This window comes from Calothrix sp. NIES-3974, from assembly GCF_002368395.1.
Classification (GTDB): Bacteria; Cyanobacteriota; Cyanobacteriia; order Cyanobacteriales; family Nostocaceae; genus NIES-3974.
Map to the genome: position 1 here is coordinate 5,198,364 of NZ_AP018254.1, position 22,579 is coordinate 5,220,942.

Genomic DNA, 22,579 nt, shown 5'->3' on the forward strand with positions numbered 1-22,579 from the left:
TCCATCGTGAGACAGGTGGATACAAGTATAAGCATCCTCAAAATCCCGAAAAAGCTAATAAAAATATTTCTCTGTATATTGCGAAATTTTAAGGATAGTGAATTTCCGTAAAAGGGGATTGTCTTTTGAAGACAAGGTGATAAATTAATAATTAGGACACAAAAAAGAGAAGAAACCAAAACCCAATGGCAAATGACAAGAGTGTCCCCCGTCATAGCCAACCAAAACGCAACTTGCCAAATTTATAGAGTGGTTAGCATTCCAAGACTTTGTAATTGTAAGTTTTGTTGAAAAGCAACCAAATCCCAAAGCGGAAAAACAAAGGAGTGTGCGTTTTGTAAGATTGTCCATCTTAGTAAGTGTTCTGTCTGTATTTTTTAAGAGATAAAACTGATTGATTGTTATTAAGTTTCGAGAGCCTGGTTCCCAAGTAACCAGGCTTTGTCGCGTTTAGGTATATATCCTTTTTTCCAATTTTCCAAATTTAATAGATTTTTTTATTTTTTTAAATTAAAATTATAGGAGCTAATTTGTGTAGAGACGTAGTATTGCTACGTCTCTACACAATGTAAAAAATGTAAAATTTGAAATTCAGATTTATATTTAGCAACACCTAAAAAAATATTTGTAACACATACTCAATATGAGACGCGATATATGTAGTTGGTAGAGACGTAATATATTACGTCTCTACCAACAAAATTCATCTGTTAGGCTACCTAGTAGTCCAGAGAGGAAAATAGAACGGGTAAATTTAATTTACTATTCACTACTCCCTGACCCCTTGTCGGCAAATTTGGGGCTTGTCGAGTACTATAAATTTATAGGATTTTAGTTTCAATGCGGTTGATTAATTCTGTGAAGTGGACTGGAAAAATCTTATATTACTTGTTAATAACAACCTTAATCGCTTCTTGCTATCCGAATCCCACCAAATCAAATCAAAATCAAAAACCAGAAGATAATAACCTTGAAGCAAATCAGTCGGTGAGCAATTTAGTGTATCAAGATATTATCGAAAAACCTCAATTAGAAGTATTAATATTTCCAGTGGGTATTTCTCCAGATATTAACTCTCAAAACAGTATTCCATTACTATCATCAAGACAGACGGAAAAAAATAATAATATTTACAATTTAATTTTTTATCATAAAACAACAGATAAATCCCATTTACTTTTAAATAAAAAGGCAATTATAAATTCATTTGAACTGATAGAAATCAAAACCAGCAACCAAGAGCAACCTTCCCCAACAAAAAAATATTGGCTTTATCGAATTATTGACAAAGATACTAACAATGATGGAAAACTAACCCCAGAAGATGCGGTAATCGGTTACATATCGACTGGTGACGGTAAAAATTTGGTACAGGTGACACCAGACAATACGCAAATGAAATCATGGAAACTCATTCCCGACATGAATGCGGTGTTAATATTCGTCACCTACGACTCCAACAGCGATAAACAATTTAATAGCAGCGATCGCACTGCTTATATTCGGGTCAACCTCGAAAAACCAGAACTTGGTCAAGACATGTTCAACCGGGAACTGGAGCAAAAAATGAGAGGGATTTTGGAAAAATAGAACCTATGTATTTCCAGTTTTCGGCTTTTGTGGAGAATCGATCTAGCAAATATACTGGTGTTAAGTGTATTTAAGCACCTATGCTTGGTATATAACATTGTAAATTTAAATTGGCTGGATTAATTTCTAAGATTATGTAAATTTTGCGCTGAGAAAGTTTTCATCTTTTGGGGTGAGCTTATATTTGGAGTTGAAGCCTATTGTAATTAAGTAAAAACCGAGGACTAAAGTGTCTGAAATTCTTTCGCAGCCGAGTTTGACAGTCTCACCCTCGACCTTAAAGATGAACTATTCGATCATGGTTGAACAGTTACAGGAGTATTCCCATCCTGCTGTCAACAGCTGGAGTAAGCGATGTGTGGATATTGTCGGAGCTTTGATTGGATTAGTGATTACTTTCCTAGTCGCAATTCCCATTGCCATTGCCATGTCAATATGCGATCGCGGTCCCTTATTTTACAGCCAAACCCGTTGTGGTTTATATGGAAAAACCTTCCGGATTTGGAAATTCCGCTCAATGATAGTTGGTGCAGATAAACTGAAGCATTTAGTTAAAAACGAAGCTAAAGGTCATATTTTTAAAGCAGTGAATGACCCCCGGATTACTCCATTAGGTAGGTTTTTAAGACACACTAGTTTAGATGAACTACCGCAATTTTGGAATGTTCTCAAGGGTGAGATGAGTTTAGTAGGTACTCGTCCACCGACGGTTGATGAAGTAGCCAATTATCAACCCCATCATTGGGAAAGACTACGAGTGAAACCGGGAATAACAGGGGAATGGCAAGTTAACGGTCGTTCTCAAATTACTGATTTTGAAAAAATTGTGCAGATGGATTTGGATTATCAGCGCAAGTGGTCAATTCTGTATGATTTGGTATTGATACTGAAAACCATTGGTGTAGTTTTTAGCAAAAAAGGTGCTTATTAGAGAGGGATTAGTGATTAGTGGGTAGAAATAAATCCATGTAATTTTGTGACATAATTAGGTTTATTTTTGCCGATTTACGGACTGTATTGAGAAAGACTAAAAATGTAAAAATTTAAATATCTCAGCAACCCTGTAACAATAGAATTTGGTAGAAAAATATAAATCAAATGGCGTTGGGAATTTGATGTATGAAAACAATATGCAAATCCTGAAAAAGACGTGACATGTCACGTCTCTACATTTGTAATTTATACCATAATGGGAAACCAACAAAACCTCCTGTTTCTGGAAAACTACCCTTTGACACCGCTTCCTGTGTCCGTGGGTACAATATAGCGCTGGAGGACGATAAATACAGCTAAAATAGGAGCAATAGAAATTACAGAACCAGCCGCAATTAACCGCCAATCGAGGGAAAAACTACCTGCACCTGCAAGTTTAGCCACACCGAGGGGAAGGGTGTATAAACTTTCATCTTGAGTGACAATGAGGGGCCATAAAAAATCGCTCCAAGCACCGATAAACACGAAAATGGCCAGTGTCACCAAAGCTGGACGAATTGCAGGTAACATGATGTGCCACCATATTCCTAATTCCGAACAACCATCCATCCTTGCAGCTTCCTCCATTTCCTTGGGAACACCTAAAAAGGCTTGTCGCAACAAAAAAATGCCAAAAGCAGAAGCTAAACTAGGGAAAATAATCCCCAAATAGGTATTTCGTAAACCCACTTGGACAGTGAAAATATACAGGGGAATCATGACGATTTGAAACGGAATCATAATCGTCGAGACGATCGCGGTAAAAATCCCATCCCGTCCGGGGAAAGAAAGTCGTGCTAGGGGGTAAGCAGCTAGAGCGCAGAAAATTAAATTAATGCTAACCGTTAAAATTGCCACGATAACGCTATTGAACATATACTGGGCAAAAGGATTAGCTTGCCAAACCGTGACAAAATTAGCAAAAGTAGGTTGAGCAGGTAATAACTGGGGAGGAGTTTGAAAAATATCTTCCGTCGGGGATTTAAAAGCTGTACCGATTAGCCAGAACAAAGGAAACAACATTAAAAATGCGATCGCAGTTAATAATGCGTACATGGCAATGGTTTTGACACGGCTATGGGGTGAGAGTAAACTACTCATTACTAAACTAGATAAAATAGGGATCTAATAATAAACCTATTTCACCATAAAGCAATCAGCAAAAATTGCAAGCTTAATCCATGATTACCCTATCCCCCCAACTCCAAGCCAAACTAGCTACACCCTTGAAAATAGGTAATGTAGAAATTAAAAGTCGAGTTCTGCAATCACCACTATCGGGGGTGACAGATTTGGTATTTCGGCGTTTAGTACGTAAATATGCACCCGAATCCATGATGTATACGGAAATGGTGAACGCGACGGGATTGCATTACGTCAAAGAATTACCAAAAATCATGGAAGTTGACCCGAACGAGCGACCAATTAGTATCCAATTATTCGACTGTCGTCCAGATTTCTTAGCCGAAGCTGCGGTCAAAGCAGTTCAAGAGGGAGCGGATACGGTGGATATTAATATGGGTTGTCCCGTGAATAAAATTACGAAAAATGGCGGTGGTTCTTCCCTCTTGCGTCAACCAGAAGTTGCAGAAGCAATAGTTCGGGAGGTGGTGAAAGCGGTGGATGTACCCGTCACCGTCAAAACCCGGATTGGTTGGAATGATCGGGAAATTATTATTCTCGATTTTGCCAAACGGATGCAGGATGCGGGGGCAAAAATGATTACGGTACACGGACGTACACGTGCCCAGGGATACAATGGTCCCGCACGCTGGGAATGGATTGCCAAGGTCAAAGAAATATTGGAAATACCCGTGATTGGCAATGGGGATATTTTTTCCGTGGAAGCAGCTGTACGCTGTTTAGAAGAAACTGGTGCAGATGGGGTAATGTGTTCGCGGGGGACGTTAGGTTATCCGTTTTTAGTCGGGGAAGTGGATCACTTTCTCAAAACCGGCGAAGTTTTGCCCCCTCCGACCCCGATTCAACGCCTAGAATGTGCGCGGGAACATTTACTTGCCCTACATACTTATAAAGGCGATCGCGGTGTGCGTCAAGCCCGTAAACACATGACTTGGTATGCCAAAGGATTTGCTGGTGCTGCCGATTTACGCGGTAAGTTGAGTGTCATCGAAACGGTCCAGGAGGGAGTAGATTTACTGAATCGAGCCATTGATTATCTCGCTGATCACGGTTATCAAGCCATTGAAGAAAAGCAAATCGCAATGGTGCAGTAGTAGACGACCCGACGGGTCGTCTGTACGCAGGTGCGGGGAATTTGCAAAAAGAATGCGACACATGAATTTTGTTGGTAGAGACGCGATATATCGCGTCTCTAATTATCGAACCGTTGTTCGCATCGGTATGATTCGAGTTTTGGAAATGTATTAATATTCCCTTCGTTTCAAAACCTAATTGCGAAATTGCTTTTCAAGCAAATTCACCAGGGTTTTCCTCGGCATAATTCGGGATAGGGTACTGATTAATTGGTTACTCAGTCCTCCACAAACAACCACCGATTCATCTTTTTCTAGAGCAGTGAAAGTATCTTTGACGACATTTTCAACGGTGTCAATTTGGTTATTTTTAGCCGCGATCGCATCGGGAAATTTGGCTTCGGAAAAAAAGTTGGTTTCAGTTGGACCAGGACAGACGCACAATACTTTGACCCCAAAATCACGATTTTCCGCCCATAATGCTTGACTAAAGCTTAAAACAAAGGCTTTGGTAGCAGCATAAACAGATAAATAGGGCATTGGTTGGAAAGCTGCAATGGAGGCAATATTAATAATTGTCCCCGAACGACGCTGCTGCATCGGTGGTAAAAATTTATGGGTTAGATCCACTAGGGTCGAGACATTGAGTTGAATCATCTCCTGCTGACGTTGACCATCGCGGGTAGCAAATTGACCATAGTCACCAAAGCCAGCATTATTAACTAAAGTATCAACTTGAATATTTTTGGTTTGTAGTAAATCATAGATAACTTGAGCGACACCAGGTTGACTCAAATCCTGGACAATTACCTCCACCTGAACTTGATATTGTCGGCGTAACTGGGTCGCTAGTGCTTCTAGTTTATCTTGCGATCGCGCTACTATCACCAAGTCGTATTTTCGACTCGCAAAGCCGTTGGCATAGGCTTTGCCAATTCCCACAGAAGCACCTGTAATCAAAGCTGTTGGCATTATTTAGATGTATTTTAACTAACTTACCCATCTAATTTAATCAAAAAAATATTAAAAATCATCAACTTGTCCGGAATTGATGCCATTGTGAATGTGGTTCACCATCAGCATGTCCGAAATCATCATACTGGTGGTGATGTGAATATTTTGGAGGGTAAAGATATTCCAGGTTTGATTCCAATGCTCGTAGTTGCGAAAATCTCAATAATTATGGAGAAAATCCCCAAAATAGTGATGGAAAATCTTGCATAATTCATTGATGTTCGAGTGTAATAGTGCCAAGTAAGATAGTTTGTTTGTCTGTATAGAAACTACCGGCTGAATATTTAGAAAACCTGATGCATAAATAAAAATCATTCACCTAGTTCAAATCTGAGTGCTATGTTCTCAATTATGCAGGACTATACTCTCTGTTATTTAATCAATCGAGTTAGTTCCTATGAATTTCCAACTGATTATGATTACCCTAATTGCGATCGCAATTGGGGTGGCTGTGGGATTCTTGATTGTTTCCCTAATTGCTCTGAGGCGACAACGGCAGTCAGTCGATAGTATGGTGTCAACTGATACTCTAGTTGGACGCACTGCCATTGTCGAAGTTCCCTTTAGTCGGGAGGAGAAAGGAAAAGTACGCCTAGAAATCTATGGCTCCACCATCGATTTCCCAGCCATCACCGAAGAATCCGGATTTTTTCATAAAGGCGATCGCGTTTTGATTGTCGAAGCTCGAAAAAATCAGGTACTAGTCGTCTCGGAGGATTCACTGCAAAGGTGATTGTTGACCGTTGACTGTTTGGTTCTGATTCTGACTAGATTGTGAAGGGAAAAATAGCTGTTGCTGAATTTGGACATGAATTATATTTGTTTACATTTTTATCTGACAAATTATCGTAGACGTAGCAATGCTAGGTCTCTACCCAACACAACCTAAAATTGAAAATTCATATTTGTATTCAGCAACGCCGAAAAATGCATGGTGCAAATATTTTCCCCACTCCCAACTTTCTAAAAATCTCAAAAATCCAAAATCCAAAATCCAAAATACCCATGAATTCCTATTTTGAAAATAACAACGTCGCTGTCGTACAGATAGCCCAAGTTCCAGCTAGTACCACCCCGATTCGGCTACAAACATCTAACCCGAACGGACTTTTAACAGCTAGTATTCCCATTGCTTTAGCGATTTTTGGTGGTATCACCGCAGTTTGGTTTTTGAAGTCCTTTCTGTGTATTTGCAAACCAAACGAGGTGGTAATTATATCGGGACGCAAATATAAAGCGAAAGACGGCCATGAGATTGGTTATCGCGTTTTAGCCGGAGGAAGGGCAATTAGAATTCCCATCCTGGAAACCATTAAACGCATGGATATTACCACAATGCCGGTACGGGTAGAAGTGACAAACGCCTATTCTAAAGGTGGTACACCCTTAAATATTCAAGCGATCGCCAATGTGAAAATTTCCAGTGACCCGAATATTGTGGGTAACGCCATCGAACGATTTTTAGATTGCGATCGCTCGACGATTGCGCGGGTGGCTCAGGAAACTTTGGAGGGTAATCTTCGGGGTGTAGTAGCAACTTTAACACCAGAGCAGGTGAATGAAGACCGGTTGCAATTTGCAGAACGTATTGCCTCCGATGTCAGCCGTGATTTGATGAAATTGGGTTTACAAATCGATACCCTGAAAATCCAAAGTGTTTCCGATGACATGGATTACTTACGGTCTATCGGTCGTAAGTGTATTGCCCAAGTCATTAGGGATGCGGAAATTGCGGAATCGGATGCCATCGGAGAAGCGGAACGCATCGAAGCCGAATGTCAACAACAAGCCGAAGTTGCTAAAACCCAAAACCGCATCATGGTGGTGGAAAAGGAAAATGAATTACGGCAAGTGAAAGCAAAACTGGAACAGCAAGCAAAATCGGAAGAGGAAATTACCATTGCTGCTGCGAAGGAAAAACGAGCTAAATTTGAACAAACTTTACAAAAAATCCGTGCTGAATTGGAAAGATTGCGTTTACAAGCGGACACCGTATTACCAGCAGAAGCCAAACGTCAAGCTCAAGAATTACTAGCACGAGGACAAGCCGCAGGTTTAGCAGAAAACGCTTTAGCAGCAGCTAAGGTGAATGAAATTTTTGCCGAAGTTTGGAATCAGACTGGTGTTGACGCAGGTGAATTATTTTTAATTCAAAAGTTAGAAACTATTTTGAATCAAGCGACCCAAATTCCCGGAAGATTGCAATTAGAGCATATTAATGTAGTGGATAACGGTGATGGTAAATCCCTAGCAAGCTTAATGAAAGTTTATCCGGAAATTCTCACCCAGTTCCTAGAAATGATGAATCAAACTTTAGGAATCGATGTAGTTGGCACCTTGAATCATAGTCAAGAAAAACAATTATTAGCAACTACAGCAGCAGAAAATAAGGAACACAAAATCCAGTAGATATTTGCTTGAAAAAACACTCGTCTAAACGGAGATAATTAGTAATGTTTGAAATCATTGGGTTATTGTTAGGAATTTTTGGGGCTGGGGCTGGTGCCAGTTTTCTCGTCATTAAAAATTTGTATCACATTTGTCCACCGAGTGAGGTATTAATTTTTGCTGGCGGAAAACGTCGCCTTGCCGATGGTCGGGAAGTTGGTTATCGTCTGGTAAAAGGTGGTAGTGGTATCCAAACCCCTTTTTTGGAACAGACCTACCGCATGAATCTGAGCAACATGATTATTGATTTAAAAGTAGTCAATGCCTATTCTAAAGGCGGTATTCCCCTTACAGTTGAGGGAGTAGCAAACATTAAAATTGCCGGAGAAGAACCCACAATTCACAACGCCATTGAACGTTTACTCGGTAAAAGTCGTAAGGATATTGAAAAATTAGCCCAGGAAACATTAGAAGGAAATTTACGCGGAGTTCTCGCCAGTTTAACACCAGAACAGGTCAACGCTGATAAAATCGCCTTTGCCAAAACATTACTAGACGAAGCCGAAGATGACCTGGAAAAACTGGGTTTAGTTCTAGATAGTTTACAAATACAAAATATTTCCGACGACGTTCGTTATTTAGATTCCATCGGTCGCAAACAACAAGCCGAATTATTGCGAGATGCACGCATTGCCGAAGCCAAAGCCAAAGCCGAATCCATCATTCGCTCCTCCGAAAACGAACGAATTACCGCCCTACGTCGCATTGAAAGAGACTTAGAAATCGCCAAAGCCGATGCAGAAAGACGCGTCCGTGATGCTTTAACCAAAAGAGTCGCACTCATCGCCGAAGCAGAATCCCTAGTGGGAGCCGAAATCGCCAAAACCCAAGCTGAAGTAGCCGTACAAACTGAACGCATCAAACAAATCGAACAACAACTCCAAGCCGATACCATCGCTCCCGCAGAAGCAGAAAGCAAACGCGCGATCGCTCAAGCCAAAGCCAATGCTGCTCAAATTATCGAAGACGGTAAAGCCCAAGCTGAAGGTATCCGCAAACTCGCCGAATCCTGGAAAAGTGCTGGAGACAGCGCCAAAGAGATTTTCCTCCTCCAAAAACTCGACTTTCTCCTCAAGGCAATGGCCGCCAGTATTCCCGAAGTTAATGTCAAAAATATTACCCTCGTTGATGCCAGCAGTGGTAGTCCCGCGACCCGGATGGCAGCTTTTATTGAGCAATTAAGGCAAACTACAGGCTTAGATGTGACAGAAATCCTCAAACGTATCGGAGAAGGTCAAGCTCCTACCACCCATAGTACAAAACCAAGCCATGATTTAAATATAATTGCCAGTGGTTCATCCCATTAATTTTAAAGTTTTTAGTAGCTCTAGTCTTGATTTAAGCTAAACTTCCCCTAGGTAAAAAAAGTTAATTGTTGTCCAGGTATAGTTTTTGCCCATACCAAATTGCGTTCAGAACTAGTACTCTGAACGCAACTTCGCATTATATGGGAAATTGATCCGAACAGGTGTGATAATAGAATTTTATTTGAGGTGCTTCTCCCAAATATAAAAATATTAATTATGGATGGGGAAGGTGCTGAGAGATATGTTGGGGAATTGGCAAGGTTTTTTCCCGCACTCGCGAGTCAAATCTCGTTTATCGAATGCGGTTTCTCATTTGCAAGATGATGCGATCGCAGTGCGAGTCATGGCGATCGCCTGTTTGGAGGCCATATTGAGGGATTATCCTCAGTACTATGGGGAAATCATGAAAATTTTGGCTCAGTTTATTGGCGATCGCACACCGATGAGCAAATCCCAGGGAGTGGTATGTGAGGATGTACAAGCTGCTTTAGGGGTGATCGGACATAATCAAGTTCGGTCTGCTCATCAGTCGGAATTGATTGATTTAAGTTATGGGTATTTTCGGGGTGTCAATCTCGAATATTGTAATTTTGCTGGTGTTAATTTTTATCAAGCAGATTTTTCCGGGGCTTGTTTGCGCCATACTAATCTTCAAGGGGCGATTCTGAGTGCTGCTAATTTCAGCAATGCCAATCTGGAGTATGCAAACTTGATGGGAGCAAATTTGGGAGCTGCTAATTTAACTCAGACTAATTGTCGATATGCAGATTTAACCGCCGCTAATTTATATTTAGTGAAGTTATTAGATACTGATTTTTCTGGCGCAAATTTGACACAAGCTAATTTGCATGGGGTGGATTTGAGTCTCGCGAAAATTCAAAATCTGGAATCGAAAATATAAACAAATCTGAGATTGATTATCTCATTTGCACCCAAATCTGTATAATTGGGGGATGCAATTTATTACAAGAATTTTTGTTACTGTACTTGCAGTAATTTTACTACCAGGACTAATGGCGATCGCACAATCTAGTCAAGTGGGTGGGGAGGATATAATCACACCGGGTGATAATCTGGTGGTAGAAGGTATTCCCCCCATCCCTGCATCCATCGCTACTACCGTTGAACGTTACACAAATTTTCGCTCTGCGGGATTAAATAGTTGGCATCCCCAACGTCGGGAAATCTTGATTTCGACCCGGTTTGGAGATACAAATCAAACCCATTTGGTGCGGTTTCCCTTGGGTATGCGTCGGCAATTAACTTTTTTTCGGGAACGGGTAGGGGGAGCAAGTTTTCAGCCAACTCAAGGTAATTATTTTTTGTTTACTAAAGATACTGGTGGTAATGAGTTTAATCAGCTTTATCGCTATGATTTAGAAACCGGAGATGTCACCCTTTTAACTGATGGAAAGTCCCGCAATAGTGGTGGTGTTTGGTCAAATTCCCATCCACCAATCAATCAGCCTAAAAATTTGGTTTTACCGGAACATGTAATTTACACTTCCACCCGACGCACAGGTCAGGACACGGATTTTTATGTGATTGACCCCCGAAATCCCCCAACTAATCGTTTATTAACAGAAAATCAAGGAGGGGGTTGGGGTGGTTTAGCTTGGTCTCCCGATAACCGGAAATTTTTGGCTTTGGAATATATTTCCGTGAATGAAAGCTATTTGTGGATGATTGATACCCAAACGGGTGAAAAAAAACTGATTACACCTAAAGTTCCCAATCAAAAGATTTTTTATGGAGGAGCGGTATTTAGTCGAGATGGTCAGGGTTTATATGTAATTACTGACAAGGATGCAGAATTTTCTCGACTGGCTTATATTAATTTGGCCACAATGGAATATACCTTTTTAACTAGTCACATTAATTGGAATGTGGAAGATTTTGATTTGAGTGAGGATGGTAAATATTTAGCTTTTGTGACCAATGAAGATGGTGCAAGTATTTTACATCTGTTAGATACGGCAACCCGCAAAGAAAAGCCTCTACCGAAATTACCCCTTGGTCAAGTATTTGGAATCAGATGGCATCGTAATAATCAGGATTTGGGATTTACCCTGATTTCTAGTCAAGCAACGGCTGATGTATACTCCCTAAATATTAACACAAACCAGGTGGAACGGTGGACAGAAAGCGAAACCGGGGGTATAAATACCAGCAATTTTGCCGAAGCTGAATTAATTCGTTGGCCAAGTTTTGACAAACGGATAATTTCCGGCTTTTTGTATCGTCCTCCAGCTAAATTCACTGGTAAACGTCCCGTAATTATTGATATTCACGGTGGACCAGAAGCTCAATCTCGACCAGGCTTTTTAGGACGTAATAATTATTACTTGAATGAATTGGGTATTGCCCTAATTTATCCCAATGTAAGGGGTTCATCTGGTTACGGAAAGACCTTTTTGCAATTGGATAATGGCTATAAACGGGAAGATTCCGTTAAAGACATTGGTGCATTGTTAGATTGGATTAAAACCCAACCAGATTTAGATCCAGATCGGGTATTAGTTACGGGAGGAAGTTATGGGGGATATATGTCCCTTGCAGTGGCAATTAAATATAGCGATCGCATTCGTGCCAGTATCAATATAGTGGGGATTTCCAACTTTGTAACCTTCTTGGAAAACACTGAAGGATACCGTCGAGATTTACGTCGAGTCGAATATGGTGATGAACGCGACCCAAAAATGCGTGCATTCCTGGAAAAAATTTCTCCCCTGAATAATGCGGAGAAAATTACAAAACCATTATTTGTCATTCATGGTCAAAATGACCCACGGGTTCCAGTAAGTGAAGCCGAACAAATAGTGAGAACGGTGAGGAAAAATAACACCCCGGTTTGGTATTTAATGGCTAAGGATGAAGGACATGGTTTTAGTAAGAAAAAAAATATCGATTTTCAATTTTATGCAACAGTGATGTTTGTCAAAAAATATTTGCTGCAATAGTGGGGATTGAATTGGGGAAGATAGGAAAGAAAAACGGAAAAGGGATGGAGTTATCAAACCATCCCAGTTATGTTTGTGCTATCTATTTACTCATTGTCATTTTTGCAATTTATTAATTGAGGGAACCAAAGCAGATTTTGAAGAGTCTTATGCTGATTAAATTTCATATCAACCGAAATTTATTCTGCCGTAACTTGAGTAACGAGTTGATTTTCCTAATACTTCTCACTCCCTGCAATTTTTAGAGGTTTGCGAGAAATCCAAGGTAAGTGTTTTTCAATCTATAGATGCACGTAGCACAGCTTCTTAAAGAGTAATCTAAAATCCAAAATCCAAAATCAATTATGATTCGGATACGTTAACCGCTTCAACCTTGCGACGACGACGTAAACCATACATGCCAATTGCTGCAACTGCACCTAAAGACATAGTAACGGAAGGTTCTGGAGTCGTTTTAGTTAATGCCTGTACGTTTTTCTTACCGATATCCAGAACTACTACCACATCATTGAAGTCACGGTCAGAGTTTTGGTTGCGACCACCCGTTGCACCTTTTGCTCCAAATAAATCTTCAAACCCTAGGACAATAAAATTATTATAGGCATAGGCAACCACGTGCTGTAAACCATCTTCGTTGTATTTGGTTTGAGTGCCAAAAATATTTTTACCCCCATTAAAACCATTTGCTCTCAACTTAAAGTCTAATTGGGTCTTGGCATTCATTTTACCCAAATTGACACCATCACCTAATTTGAGGGTATCTCCACCCCAAGCACCAACACAACCAGCTCCAGCGCAAGCAATATCATTAAATACTAAACCAGTTTTCTTTGTACCACCATTAGCAGTAAAAGCTAATTGGTTGCGGAAACCAGCACCTTCATTGATAAAGAAAACATTGACATCATGGGCATATTTCATGAACAATTTGCTAGGGTCAAGCAAAAATTGTCCGCTATTTGCAATTTCTAAACCTTCCTTTTGCACAAATTTTTGAAATGGAGTATCATCAAATCCAGTTTTTTGTTTACTGAGGATAGTTGGTTGTGTCCAAGAACTATCCCAAACAAAATTGGTTGCAGAAGCAGTCTTGATTTCAGCAAATAATCCGGTGGTGATAGTTGCAGTTGCAAACAAACCTGAGATAAAAGCAGTCTTCATGTCCAATTAATCTCTTCTCAAAATTGCTAATTTAAACAAACTCATCCATAATTATTAATTCGTAATCGCTTATAGCAGATGACCTCCACCCATGTAATTAGAGAGGGTTGGATTCCTCTACTCTATAAGCAATTCTATTTCAGTTGGAATTAAAATCCCCACCAAAAACATAATTAATTACGAATTACGAATTATTAATTACGAATTACTTAATCATTGCCTATTTTGGCTTTGATTCTTCATTGATAACAAGACATTGGAACACAGACAATTGTTTTTTCATCGGTTTATCCAAGATTCAATTCTGCCTTTATAAATGTGCTTCCATCAGTATTTGTAGCGAAATATACTATTTATCTCCGAATAAAAGATATTCGCAGAAATACTTCTTTGACCAGCAGTCGCACTCATAAAATTTTGAAAAACAAAGATGAAGTTAGGGTTTTTTCTGTAAATGTATCAGCACAGATGGAACAAAACTGCCCGCAACCGGTCTCAGTTAAATCCTGATTTTTAAGTATTTTGACGGAGATTACCAAACCTTACTGATAATAACCAAGCTGGAAAGTGAAACATCAGTAAAACTACTACGTCAATCCCTAGTAAAGGCTTGACTAATTCCCCACTCTCCCATTGAATATAAACGTTGAAAAAAGTTGTAAACAATCAATTAAATGAAAATTCGGCATTTTATTCCCTTTGTCGCTTCGACAAAATGGCGATATCGGGTTATATCCTTTGGTGTAATGTATTTAGCCACATTGGTGACACCGGTTGCAGGTATAGCCCAATCAACCCGTCGTCCAGACAAAAACGTTAAATGTGATGTGTTGATTGCTGGGGGTGGTTTATCGGGGGTCGCAACAGCCTACGAAGCCTTATTAGGTGGTCAAACGGTATGTATTACGGAAATTACCGATTGGTTGGGTGGACAAATTTCTTCCCAAGGTACATCTGCATTAGATGAGCGTCCCACTCAACGGGTTAAACTGTTTTACTCCCGTGGATATTTAGATTTACGTCAACGGATTCAAAAACGCTATGGGGGGAATATTAATCCCGGTGACTGTTGGGTGAGTGACTCCTGTTTTTTACCCAAAGACGGTCATGAAATTCTCCAGGACATGCTCAAAGATGCAGCAAAACGGGGTCGGGGAAAATTAGAATGGTTTCCCAATACCGTGATCAAGGATTTACAAATCAGCAGTGATGGGAAGATAATTAATCGCGCGATCGCAATTCAACATCGTCCCGCAGCAGGTAGACCACCTTTAAATACTTTTACCCTCTCCCAGGTCATTGAAGACGCGTACAACTACAATGATTCTGCTAACTTCACCAAAACAATTATTGAATTTGCACCCCAGCGCACCAAACAATCAAAATCTCCCCAATGGTATGTTGTTGACGCAAGCGAAACGGGGGAAATTGTTGGTTTAGCCGATGTTCCCTATCGTTTAGGTATTGATCCCCTTTCTTACTTAGAACCATCATCATCCAGTAAGACCAATGACCCCTACTGTACCCAAGGTTTTACCTACACCTTTGCAATGGAGGCAACCGCAGAACCCCAAAAACACGAAATGCCTCCATTTTACATGCAATATTCACCCTATTTTAGCTATGAATTAAAACGGTTAGCGGATTTTGATTTAGTCTTTACCTACCGACGGATTTGGAGTCCCCGTCAAGGTGCATGGAAAAACTTTGGTGGAATCAATTTTACCGTCCCCACCCCCGGAGACATTTCCATGCAAAACTGGACTTGGGGTAACGATTACCGTCCCGGAACCTCCAAGGATAACCTGATCTATACCCGTCAACAATTACAAGCCACAGGACAGCTAAAACCAGGTGGTTGGAAGGGGGGATTACGTACCGAAAGTTTAGCCAAAGCTGAAGAAAAAGCCCTTGCTTACTTCTACTGGTTAGTTATGGGGACAACCGACTCCCAACTTGGTAATGGAGTCAAAAAACCCCAACCCAACAACCGCTTTCTCAAAGGTTTCGATTCACCAATGGGAACAGCTCACGGATTATCCAAATACCCCTACATGCGGGAAGGACGGAGGATTATCGGTAGACCCAGTTGGGGACAACCCGAAGGTTTTACCATTTGGGAAATAGACATTTCTCGTCGCGACTATAACGACGAATATTACCGGCAAAACCTACCCACGGCTATGTATCGCAGATTACGGGGAGCCTTAGCAGGCTTAGAAGCTATATCGGTGATTTCCGGTCAAAAGCCAGTAGAAAATGCCTCCCGTCGCACCCGTTCCACGATTTTTCCTGATGCTGTTGGTATCGGACACTACGCCATCGATTTCCACCCCTGTATGGAAAAAAGTCCACCGGAAGCACCGGGGAACCGGGAACGACCAGGGGAACGCAGAGGTGCAGGACAAGCCTACCCCTTCCAGGTTGCCCTCAGAGCCATGATTCCCCAAAAAATTGATAATTTAGTCATCGGGGGTAAAAGTATCGCCACCAGTCACATTGCAGCAGCAGCCTATCGCGTACATTCCTTTGAGTGGTCAGCAGGTGCAGCAGCTGGAACCCTCACCGCCTTTGCCTTAAAAAATGATATTGCTCCCTATCAATTGGTGGAAAGATTACCTCGTATTGATTTGAAGTTAATTCAATTCCAACGATTGCTGGAACAAAATGGTAATCCCACCGCTTTCCCCGATACTTCCATTTTTAATCAGAAGTGGGAAGATTGGCGGTAGAGGGAAGGAGATACAGGAGACAGTTCTCCTGTTCTTTAGCTATGGGTACATGGAGAATGAGTGCGATCGCATGTTGAAGGATTCTTCGAGAATTGTTAGCCATATAATTAGCCATATAAATAAGTATGCAACCTTCTGACGCTTTGCGGATTCGCCACAGTTCCTGTTGAAGTATTTATTTGGTGTTATACCGTTTTACTTTGGAGTTGATACCTGAAGGGGATGCAGGGGGAGCAGGGGATGAAAATGTATCAAAATTCGAGTGAAATGGTATCAGTACCAGATATTGTGTTTTATGTATTTCCATAAATCAAACAATTAAATCTGGTTTTAAATGCGTATAAATACTTAAAAAAATACGAAAAAAATCTGATTTGTACACTGACAACATTGAGGTCTGGTTTCCAGAACTGTAATCAATATCAATCAATGCGGAAACAGGAAAATCCCTATTTACCCTTGCTGATACTCAAACCCCTATTTGTGGTCAGATCAATCTGAAAACAGAAAAGGGGAGATAGAAATAGGAAACCCTTATACAACAAGGAGTTCCCAATCCAAAATCCCATCAGATTCCCATCAATGGGGAAATATGATGATAAATTGCCTTGACGCTTACTCCCGGAGTCGATGACAATTTGCAAAACAGGAATTAATGACAATGCCAGAAAACAAATCAAAATTTTTAGTACCAGCAATTGGTGCAACAGTAGTGGTGGTTGGTGGTATCGCTGCATACATGTATTTCTTCAAGGGACCTACGGGTGATGCGGAGGGTGCATTGGCAAGTGCGAAAATAATTCCCAATGAGGCATTGATGGCTACCTATATTACCACCGATTCCCAAGCTTGGAGTCAGTTGGAAAAATTTGGGACACCGGAAGCAAGAAAAATTGTGACGGAGGGGTTAAAGGAGTTTCACCAGAAAAATCTGGAAGGTAATAATATCTCCTATGAGCAAGATATAAAACCCTGGTTAGGAGGGTTAATGGTGGCGGTTTTACCACCAAATGGGGTAAAACCAGCTCAGAGTTCCTCTACAGATACACTCACAAATACAAATTCATCCTCACCGAATACACCGAATACATTAATGGTGGTGGGAATCAAGGATAAAGTTGCAGCATTAAACTTTGCCAATAAAATCAAGCAGCAAGATAACGTTAAAGTTACAGAAACTGATTATAAAGGGGAAAAAATTATTATTTCCCAAGGGGCTGGTTCAAGTCAGTATAGCGCAATTCTGGATAATAATTCCTACATTGTGGTGGCAGACAATCAACGATTAGTGGAAAAATCGATTGATACCCTCAAAGGGGGAGCATCCTTTGCTACTAAACCTGGTGCAAACGAAATTTTAAGTAAAAAACCCGCAGTTGAAAATGCGATCGCCCAGGTATATATTCCTGATTATGCAGGGATGGTGGAAACCCTAATCAAAACTAACCCCGCAGCAACTCCTATCCCTCCCCAAAACCTAGAGCAAATCAAACAAATTAAATCAATGGTTGCAGGTGTCGGTATTGATAACGTGGGGATACGGATGAAAGCTACCGTCAATCTTGACCCGAAATTAAATCCCTATCAATACGAAAATTCCCCAGGTCAGATTGTTGCTCGATTTCCCCGGGATACCATTGCAATGGTTGCAGGAAAAGGGATAAATCGCTGGTGGAATGCGGTTGTCGAACAATCCCAAAATCTTCCGGAAATGCAAGCAGTTGTGGATGGAGCGCGAACCTACGGTAAATACGCCAATCTTGACCTAGATAAGGAAGTATTTGCATGGATGGATGGGGAATTTGGATTAGCGTTGATACCTTCTAATCAAGGAGTGCTAGCACAAACAGGTTTCGGAGGTGCATTTGTTTTTGACACTCAAGACCGTAAAACTGCGGAATCCACCCTTGGTAAATTGGATCAGCTCGTCAAAACCCAAAATCCAGCGATTAATATTACAAAACGAAATATCAGTGGTAAGGACGTAACTGAGTGGGAAATCCCCGGTCAAGGAGCTTTTGTCTCCCACGGTTGGCTGGATCAGGATACGGTTTTCCTCACCCTTGGTGGACCACTTGCCAACGCGATCGCCAACAATAATGATAACCTTACCAACAGCGAAACTTTTAAATCCGTTACCAGTTCTCTGCAACAACCGAATGGTGGTTATTTCTACCTGGACATGGATAAAACCATGACGATTCTCAATCGCTTTGGTGCTGTCACCGGAATTGACCCCCAAGCAAAAGCCATATTTGACTCAATTCGTGGTCTAGGAGTCACCGCTAGCAGTCCCGATAAATCTACCAGTCAGGTAGAGTTTTTACTTGCTCTCAAACAAAGTCAGTAGGGAGTTGGTAATAGGGAGTAGTCTAATATAGGGCTAAAAATAGTAAAGACCCGATATATCGCGTCTCTATAATCCCCTGGAGACGACCCACCAATCCCCTGGAGACGACCCGGTGGGTCGTCTCTACTCCCCACTCCCTATATTCGATAGTAGAGATTAATCCAAAATCTAAAAACTAAAATCGAACTATTTTTTCAGTTCTTGAACTTGTAACAAAGCACTTTCTTGCCAAGTTTTATTCCCTTGGATGGAAAATAACTCCGCAGCTTTTTGAAAATCCGCGATCGCAGCTTGTGTATCTGTGTGCCGATGGGCTATTCCCCGTTTAAAATAGGTATAGGCATCATTGGGAGCAATCCGTAAAACCTGAGTATAATCGGCAATGGCTGCGTCGAATTTCCTCTGGTTGTGAAAGGCGATCGCTCGATTATAATAGGCACTGGCAAAATCAGGATCGAGTTTGATGGCAATATTAAAATTTTCTAAAGCTTTGTCGTAATCTAATAACTGCCGATAGGTGATGCCCAAACCATTATAGACACAAGCTAGTTCGGCATCAATCTCTAGTGCTATATTAAAATCCGCGATCGCTTCTGGATATTTACCCAATTCGTACCAAGCTAAACCACGGTTATAATAGGCAGCTGCTAGCTGGGGATCTAATTCCAGCGCTTGATTAAAACAGGCGATCGCTTGGCGAAAATCCTGCTTTTGGTAGTAGGTAATACCTGAGTGCAAATGAATGTTATCGTTGCTTAAGCAAGTGTGTTTCATAGAACCTCATCATCAATTAACTACGGACGACAAATTTCAGATTCACCCGAAGCTATTACAGATAGAAATCAGTCAATTCTTGGGGAAATTAATCGAAATGCAAAACACAGCTAACTCAAGCATTTTAAGCATTTTGGTTGGTTGTACCAGTTGAAAAAATGATTGCAACAGCTAAAAAATAAATACTTCACAACCCAGAATATATAGCCCGCAGAGCTTCTATAAAATTAATCCCAAATTGCACTCATTCTCAACTTACCTATCCTAATTTTAGACACCAAAATTGATAATCAGTGTGATTCAAAATACATCAAAAACACTTTTATCATAAATTCAAAAATCATTATTTTCTCAGTGTAAACACGTATCCCCATTGTCAAAACAATGGGGAATAATGGAAAAATATTTACAGTATTTGGTGATACGAAGAAGAGAAATTATCAGAATGAGAAAGCCTGAATAAATACTATTTTTCAAGTTGATTCTGTCAGCTTTCCGACGCTAATCAATTTAGCCTTTTAAGGCTTTTCTAAAGTTGCGACGAAATGACTTATTAATCGCAAATAAAGCTGGCCACAGCAAAGATAAACCAATCCGATAGGGTAAATTACGCTGGAAATTAGTGCGTTCAAATCCCACCCAAAATCGATATATACCAATCCCATAAACAACCAACAACACAATCAAAATTAACTTCGGCATTTTTCCTTACTCCCTTCCTTGTCTGTAAAATACCAATTAGCAAAATCAATAAATCTATATATCCATCGTGGATGATGTCGTTGTTGTAACCATTACCAACACTGTCATCATCAGCTTACAAACTCCACCGGACTGAGAGGGAGGAGGGAGTCATGAGTCGGGATTAGGGGGAAATCAATCCGTTACTCAACGCTTACCAATCACTCCCTCAACATCCAGAAAAAGCCAGTATGACAGGAAACTTGCTGAGTAATAGTCTAAATTAACTACAACCTAAACAGCCAGTATTACCGTCAACAACTACTAATTTTAGGAAAACTTCATCAAAAACGGTACTCAAGTACTCGACCAAAGTAGGAGGGTATTTTCAAAGTCAATTTTAATTTGTGAATCCGTATTACACCAGAACCGGCGAAAGTAGTTGATCCCACTCCCTATTCCCCACTCCCCACTCCCTATTTTTAAGCGAGAGATTTCCCTGTTCTCTGTTATTTTTTTACAATCTGGCACACAAAGGCCGTAGAATAAAACACCATCAGGATTAAAATCATACCTCACACACAATGCATCTCGATTACTTGGAAAGAATACTTACCGCCCGTGTCTATGATGTAGCCCAAGAAACACCCCTTGAACCAGCCGACTTACTGAGTAAACGCCTCAATAACCTCTTACTACTGAAACGGGAGGATATGCAGTCAGTATTTTCCTTTAAGTTGCGTGGTGCCTATAATAAAATGGCTAATCTGCCACCGGATTTACTTGCTCAAGGAGTAATTGCCGCATCGGCTGGAAACCATGCTCAAGGAGTGGCTTTAGGTGCGCGACAATTGGGGACAAAGGCAATTATTGTGATGCCTGTAACAACTCCCCAGGTGAAAATAGATGCGGTGAAAGCACGGGGAGGAGAGGTAATTTTGCATGGGGATACCTATGATGATGCCTATAGCTATGCGCGTCAACTGGAAGAAGAAAAGGGTTTAACCTTCATTCACCCCTTCGACGACCCGGATGTGATTGCTGGTCAGGGGACAATTGGCATGGAAATTTTACGCCAATATCAAAAACCAATTCACGCAATTTTTGTAGCCATTGGTGGAGGTGGTTTAATTGCGGGTATTGCCGCTTACATCAAACGTCTCCGTCCAGAAATCAAAATAATTGGTGTTGAACCCGTTGACGCGGATGCCATGTCCCAATCTTTACAAGCCGGTCAAAGAGTGCGTCTATCCCAGGTCGGTTTATTTGCCGATGGTGTAGCGGTGCGGGAAGTGGGAGTGGAAACCTTTCGCCTCTGTCAAAAATACGTAGATGATATTATTTTAGTTGATACCGATGCCACCTGTGCCGCCATCAAAGATGTATTTGAAGATACCCGTTCCATTGTCGAACCAGCCGGAGCCTTAGCGATCGCCGGAGCTAAAGCCTATGTAGAAAGGGAACAAATCAGTGGCAAAACCCTAATTGCGATCGCCTGTGGTGCTAACATGAACTTTGACCGGTTACGGTTCGTGGCTGAACGTGCTGAATATGGGGAACGACGGGAAGCAATTTTTGCCGTGACAATTCCAGAGCGACCCGGTAGTTTGCGTCAGTTTTGTGAATGTTTAGGAAAGCGTAATTTGACGGAGTTTAGTTATCGTATCGCGGACGAAAAAATCGCCCATATTTTTGTGGGAGTACAAATTCAAAATCGCGCAGATCGAGGAAAAATTCAAACCACCTTTGAAAATTGCGGCTTTCAAACCCTGGATTTAACCGATGATGAACTGGCTAAGTTACATCTAAGACACATGGTGGGTGGACGTTCTCCCCTAGCCAACCATGAATTATTTTATCGCTTTGAATTTCCCGAACGTCCCGGAGCTTTAATGAAATTTGTCTCCTCCATGAGTCCGAATTGGAATATCAGTGTTTTCCATTACCGCAATAACGGAGCAGATTACGGCAGAATCGCTGTTGGTGTTCAGGTTCCCCCCGAAGAAATGACGGAATGGCAAGCATTTTTAGATACCTTGGGTTATCGATACTGGGATGAGAATGATAACCTAGCCTATAAATTATTTTTGGGGTAATTGTAGATTTTGGATTTTGGATTTTGGATTACTCTACGGTTGATCCGCACTACCTGTATCTATGGATTTGGGACGTTGGTGGATTGGGGTATGAATTATAGTTGTTGGTATTTTGTATTCAAACCACAATTTTCGTAGAGACGTAGCAATGCCATGAATTATAATTGTTGGCATTTGGCATTAAAACCACAATTTTCGTAGAGACGTAGCAATGCTACGTCTCTACATGACATAAAATTTTCGATTCATAATTTGTATACAGCAACATCCGATTTTCG

General features: G+C 40.9%; 17 protein-coding genes. 12 read left to right on the top strand and 5 right to left on the bottom strand.

The features are described from left to right. The first annotated feature begins 888 nt into the window (after nt 1–888). Nucleotides 889–1,590 (top strand): hypothetical protein, encoded by a 702-nt coding sequence (locus CDC37_RS20730; protein WP_157780805.1) that lies wholly within the window; start codon nt 889–891, stop codon nt 1,588–1,590. Nucleotides 1,591–1,888: 298 nt separating this feature from the next. Beyond that, nucleotides 1,889–2,521, top strand: a complete 633-nt coding sequence (locus tag CDC37_RS20735; protein WP_231943134.1) for a sugar transferase — start codon at nt 1,889–1,891, stop codon at nt 2,519–2,521. Nucleotides 2,522–2,814: 293 nt separating this feature from the next. On the opposite strand, the gene CDC37_RS20740 is transcribed toward CDC37_RS20735, so the two are convergent. Beyond that, nucleotides 2,815–3,618, bottom strand: a complete 804-nt coding sequence (locus tag CDC37_RS20740; protein WP_442861101.1) for a carbohydrate ABC transporter permease — start codon at nt 3,616–3,618, stop codon at nt 2,815–2,817. Nucleotides 3,619–3,743: 125 nt separating this feature from the next. Between CDC37_RS20740 and dusB the strand changes: the two genes are divergently transcribed. Then, nucleotides 3,744–4,799 (top strand): tRNA dihydrouridine synthase DusB, encoded by a 1,056-nt coding sequence (gene dusB, locus CDC37_RS20745; protein ID WP_096624722.1) that lies wholly within the window; start codon nt 3,744–3,746, stop codon nt 4,797–4,799. 174 nt (nt 4,800–4,973) lie between these two features. Here the strand turns inward: dusB and CDC37_RS20750 are convergent, their stop codons facing one another. Next, nucleotides 4,974–5,750 carry an SDR family NAD(P)-dependent oxidoreductase gene (locus tag CDC37_RS20750; RefSeq protein WP_096624724.1) on the bottom strand — a complete coding sequence of 259 codons (777 nt, stop codon included), beginning with the start codon at nt 5,748–5,750 and terminating at the stop codon, nt 4,974–4,976. Between the two features lie 66 nt (nt 5,751–5,816). Here CDC37_RS20750 and CDC37_RS20755 point away from each other — a divergent pair, with 66 nt between their 5' ends. From CDC37_RS20755 to CDC37_RS20780, 6 genes are all read left to right on the top strand, one after another. Next, entirely contained in the window at nt 5,817–6,002 is a 186-nt protein-coding gene (locus CDC37_RS20755; RefSeq protein WP_096624726.1) for a hypothetical protein, read from the top strand. 187 nt (nt 6,003–6,189) lie between these two features. Further along, nucleotides 6,190–6,525: an NfeD family protein gene (locus CDC37_RS20760; protein WP_096624728.1), complete on the top strand. Its 336-nt coding sequence runs from the start codon at nt 6,190–6,192 to the stop codon at nt 6,523–6,525. A gap of 272 nt (nt 6,526–6,797) precedes the next feature. Then, nucleotides 6,798–8,201 (top strand): flotillin family protein, encoded by a 1,404-nt coding sequence (locus tag CDC37_RS20765; RefSeq protein WP_096626477.1) that lies wholly within the window; start codon nt 6,798–6,800, stop codon nt 8,199–8,201. A gap of 44 nt (nt 8,202–8,245) precedes the next feature. After that, nucleotides 8,246–9,547, top strand: coding sequence for a flotillin family protein (locus CDC37_RS20770; RefSeq protein WP_096624730.1), 1,302 nt, complete (start codon nt 8,246–8,248; stop codon nt 9,545–9,547). A gap of 241 nt (nt 9,548–9,788) precedes the next feature. Beyond that, nucleotides 9,789–10,448, top strand: coding sequence for a pentapeptide repeat-containing protein (locus tag CDC37_RS20775; RefSeq protein WP_157780806.1), 660 nt, complete (start codon nt 9,789–9,791; stop codon nt 10,446–10,448). 52 nt (nt 10,449–10,500) lie between these two features. Beyond that, a complete protein-coding gene (locus CDC37_RS20780; protein ID WP_096624734.1) occupies nt 10,501–12,507 on the top strand; it encodes a S9 family peptidase in 2,007 nt (668 codons plus the stop codon). A 342-nt stretch (nt 12,508–12,849) separates the two neighbouring features. On the opposite strand, the gene CDC37_RS20785 is transcribed toward CDC37_RS20780, so the two are convergent. Then, on the bottom strand, nt 12,850–13,668 hold the full coding sequence (locus CDC37_RS20785) for a DUF4114 domain-containing protein (protein ID WP_096624736.1): 819 nt from the start codon (nt 13,666–13,668) through the stop codon (nt 12,850–12,852). A gap of 746 nt (nt 13,669–14,414) precedes the next feature. On the opposite strand from CDC37_RS20785, the gene CDC37_RS20790 reads away from it, so the two are divergent. After that, nucleotides 14,415–16,400, top strand: coding sequence for an FAD-dependent oxidoreductase (locus CDC37_RS20790; RefSeq protein WP_231943507.1), 1,986 nt, complete (start codon nt 14,415–14,417; stop codon nt 16,398–16,400). A gap of 661 nt (nt 16,401–17,061) precedes the next feature. After that, the gene (locus CDC37_RS20795; RefSeq protein ID WP_096624740.1) at nt 17,062–18,750 is read left to right on the top strand and encodes a DUF3352 domain-containing protein; all 1,689 of its coding nucleotides are present in this window, start codon (nt 17,062–17,064) and stop codon (nt 18,748–18,750) included. A 186-nt stretch (nt 18,751–18,936) separates the two neighbouring features. Here the strand turns inward: CDC37_RS20795 and CDC37_RS20800 are convergent, their stop codons facing one another. Beyond that, nucleotides 18,937–19,524: a tetratricopeptide repeat protein gene (locus CDC37_RS20800; protein ID WP_096624742.1), complete on the bottom strand. Its 588-nt coding sequence runs from the start codon at nt 19,522–19,524 to the stop codon at nt 18,937–18,939. A gap of 510 nt (nt 19,525–20,034) precedes the next feature. Further along, entirely contained in the window at nt 20,035–20,226 is a 192-nt protein-coding gene (locus tag CDC37_RS20805; RefSeq protein ID WP_096624744.1) for a hypothetical protein, read from the bottom strand. 563 nt (nt 20,227–20,789) lie between these two features. Between CDC37_RS20805 and ilvA the strand changes: the two genes are divergently transcribed. Continuing rightward, nucleotides 20,790–22,301 (top strand): threonine ammonia-lyase, biosynthetic, encoded by a 1,512-nt coding sequence (ilvA, locus tag CDC37_RS20810; protein ID WP_096624746.1) that lies wholly within the window; start codon nt 20,790–20,792, stop codon nt 22,299–22,301. Nucleotides 22,302–22,579 lie beyond the last annotated feature (278 nt).

Bases quoted from the DNA above. Each gene is read 5' to 3' on its own strand.
- CDC37_RS20735 (WP_231943134.1), top strand. From the start codon at position 1,889: ATGGTTGAACAGTTACAGGAGTATTCCCATCCTGCTGTCAACAGCTGG.
- CDC37_RS20740 (WP_442861101.1), bottom strand. From the start codon at position 3,618: ATGTACGCATTATTAACTGCGATCGCATTTTTAATGTTGTTTCCTTTG.
- dusB (WP_096624722.1), top strand. From the start codon at position 3,744: ATGATTACCCTATCCCCCCAACTCCAAGCCAAACTAGCTACACCCTTG.
- CDC37_RS20750 (WP_096624724.1), bottom strand. From the start codon at position 5,750: ATGCCAACAGCTTTGATTACAGGTGCTTCTGTGGGAATTGGCAAAGCC.
- CDC37_RS20760 (WP_096624728.1), top strand. From the start codon at position 6,190: ATGAATTTCCAACTGATTATGATTACCCTAATTGCGATCGCAATTGGG.
- CDC37_RS20765 (WP_096626477.1), top strand. From the start codon at position 6,798: ATGAATTCCTATTTTGAAAATAACAACGTCGCTGTCGTACAGATAGCC.
- CDC37_RS20770 (WP_096624730.1), top strand. From the start codon at position 8,246: ATGTTTGAAATCATTGGGTTATTGTTAGGAATTTTTGGGGCTGGGGCT.
- CDC37_RS20775 (WP_157780806.1), top strand. From the start codon at position 9,789: ATGTTGGGGAATTGGCAAGGTTTTTTCCCGCACTCGCGAGTCAAATCT.
- CDC37_RS20780 (WP_096624734.1), top strand. From the start codon at position 10,501: ATGCAATTTATTACAAGAATTTTTGTTACTGTACTTGCAGTAATTTTA.
- CDC37_RS20785 (WP_096624736.1), bottom strand. From the start codon at position 13,668: ATGAAGACTGCTTTTATCTCAGGTTTGTTTGCAACTGCAACTATCACC.
- CDC37_RS20790 (WP_231943507.1), top strand. From the start codon at position 14,415: ATGTATTTAGCCACATTGGTGACACCGGTTGCAGGTATAGCCCAATCA.
- CDC37_RS20795 (WP_096624740.1), top strand. From the start codon at position 17,062: ATGCCAGAAAACAAATCAAAATTTTTAGTACCAGCAATTGGTGCAACA.
- CDC37_RS20800 (WP_096624742.1), bottom strand. From the start codon at position 19,524: ATGAAACACACTTGCTTAAGCAACGATAACATTCATTTGCACTCAGGT.
- CDC37_RS20805 (WP_096624744.1), bottom strand. From the start codon at position 20,226: ATGCCGAAGTTAATTTTGATTGTGTTGTTGGTTGTTTATGGGATTGGT.
- ilvA (WP_096624746.1), top strand. From the start codon at position 20,790: ATGCATCTCGATTACTTGGAAAGAATACTTACCGCCCGTGTCTATGAT.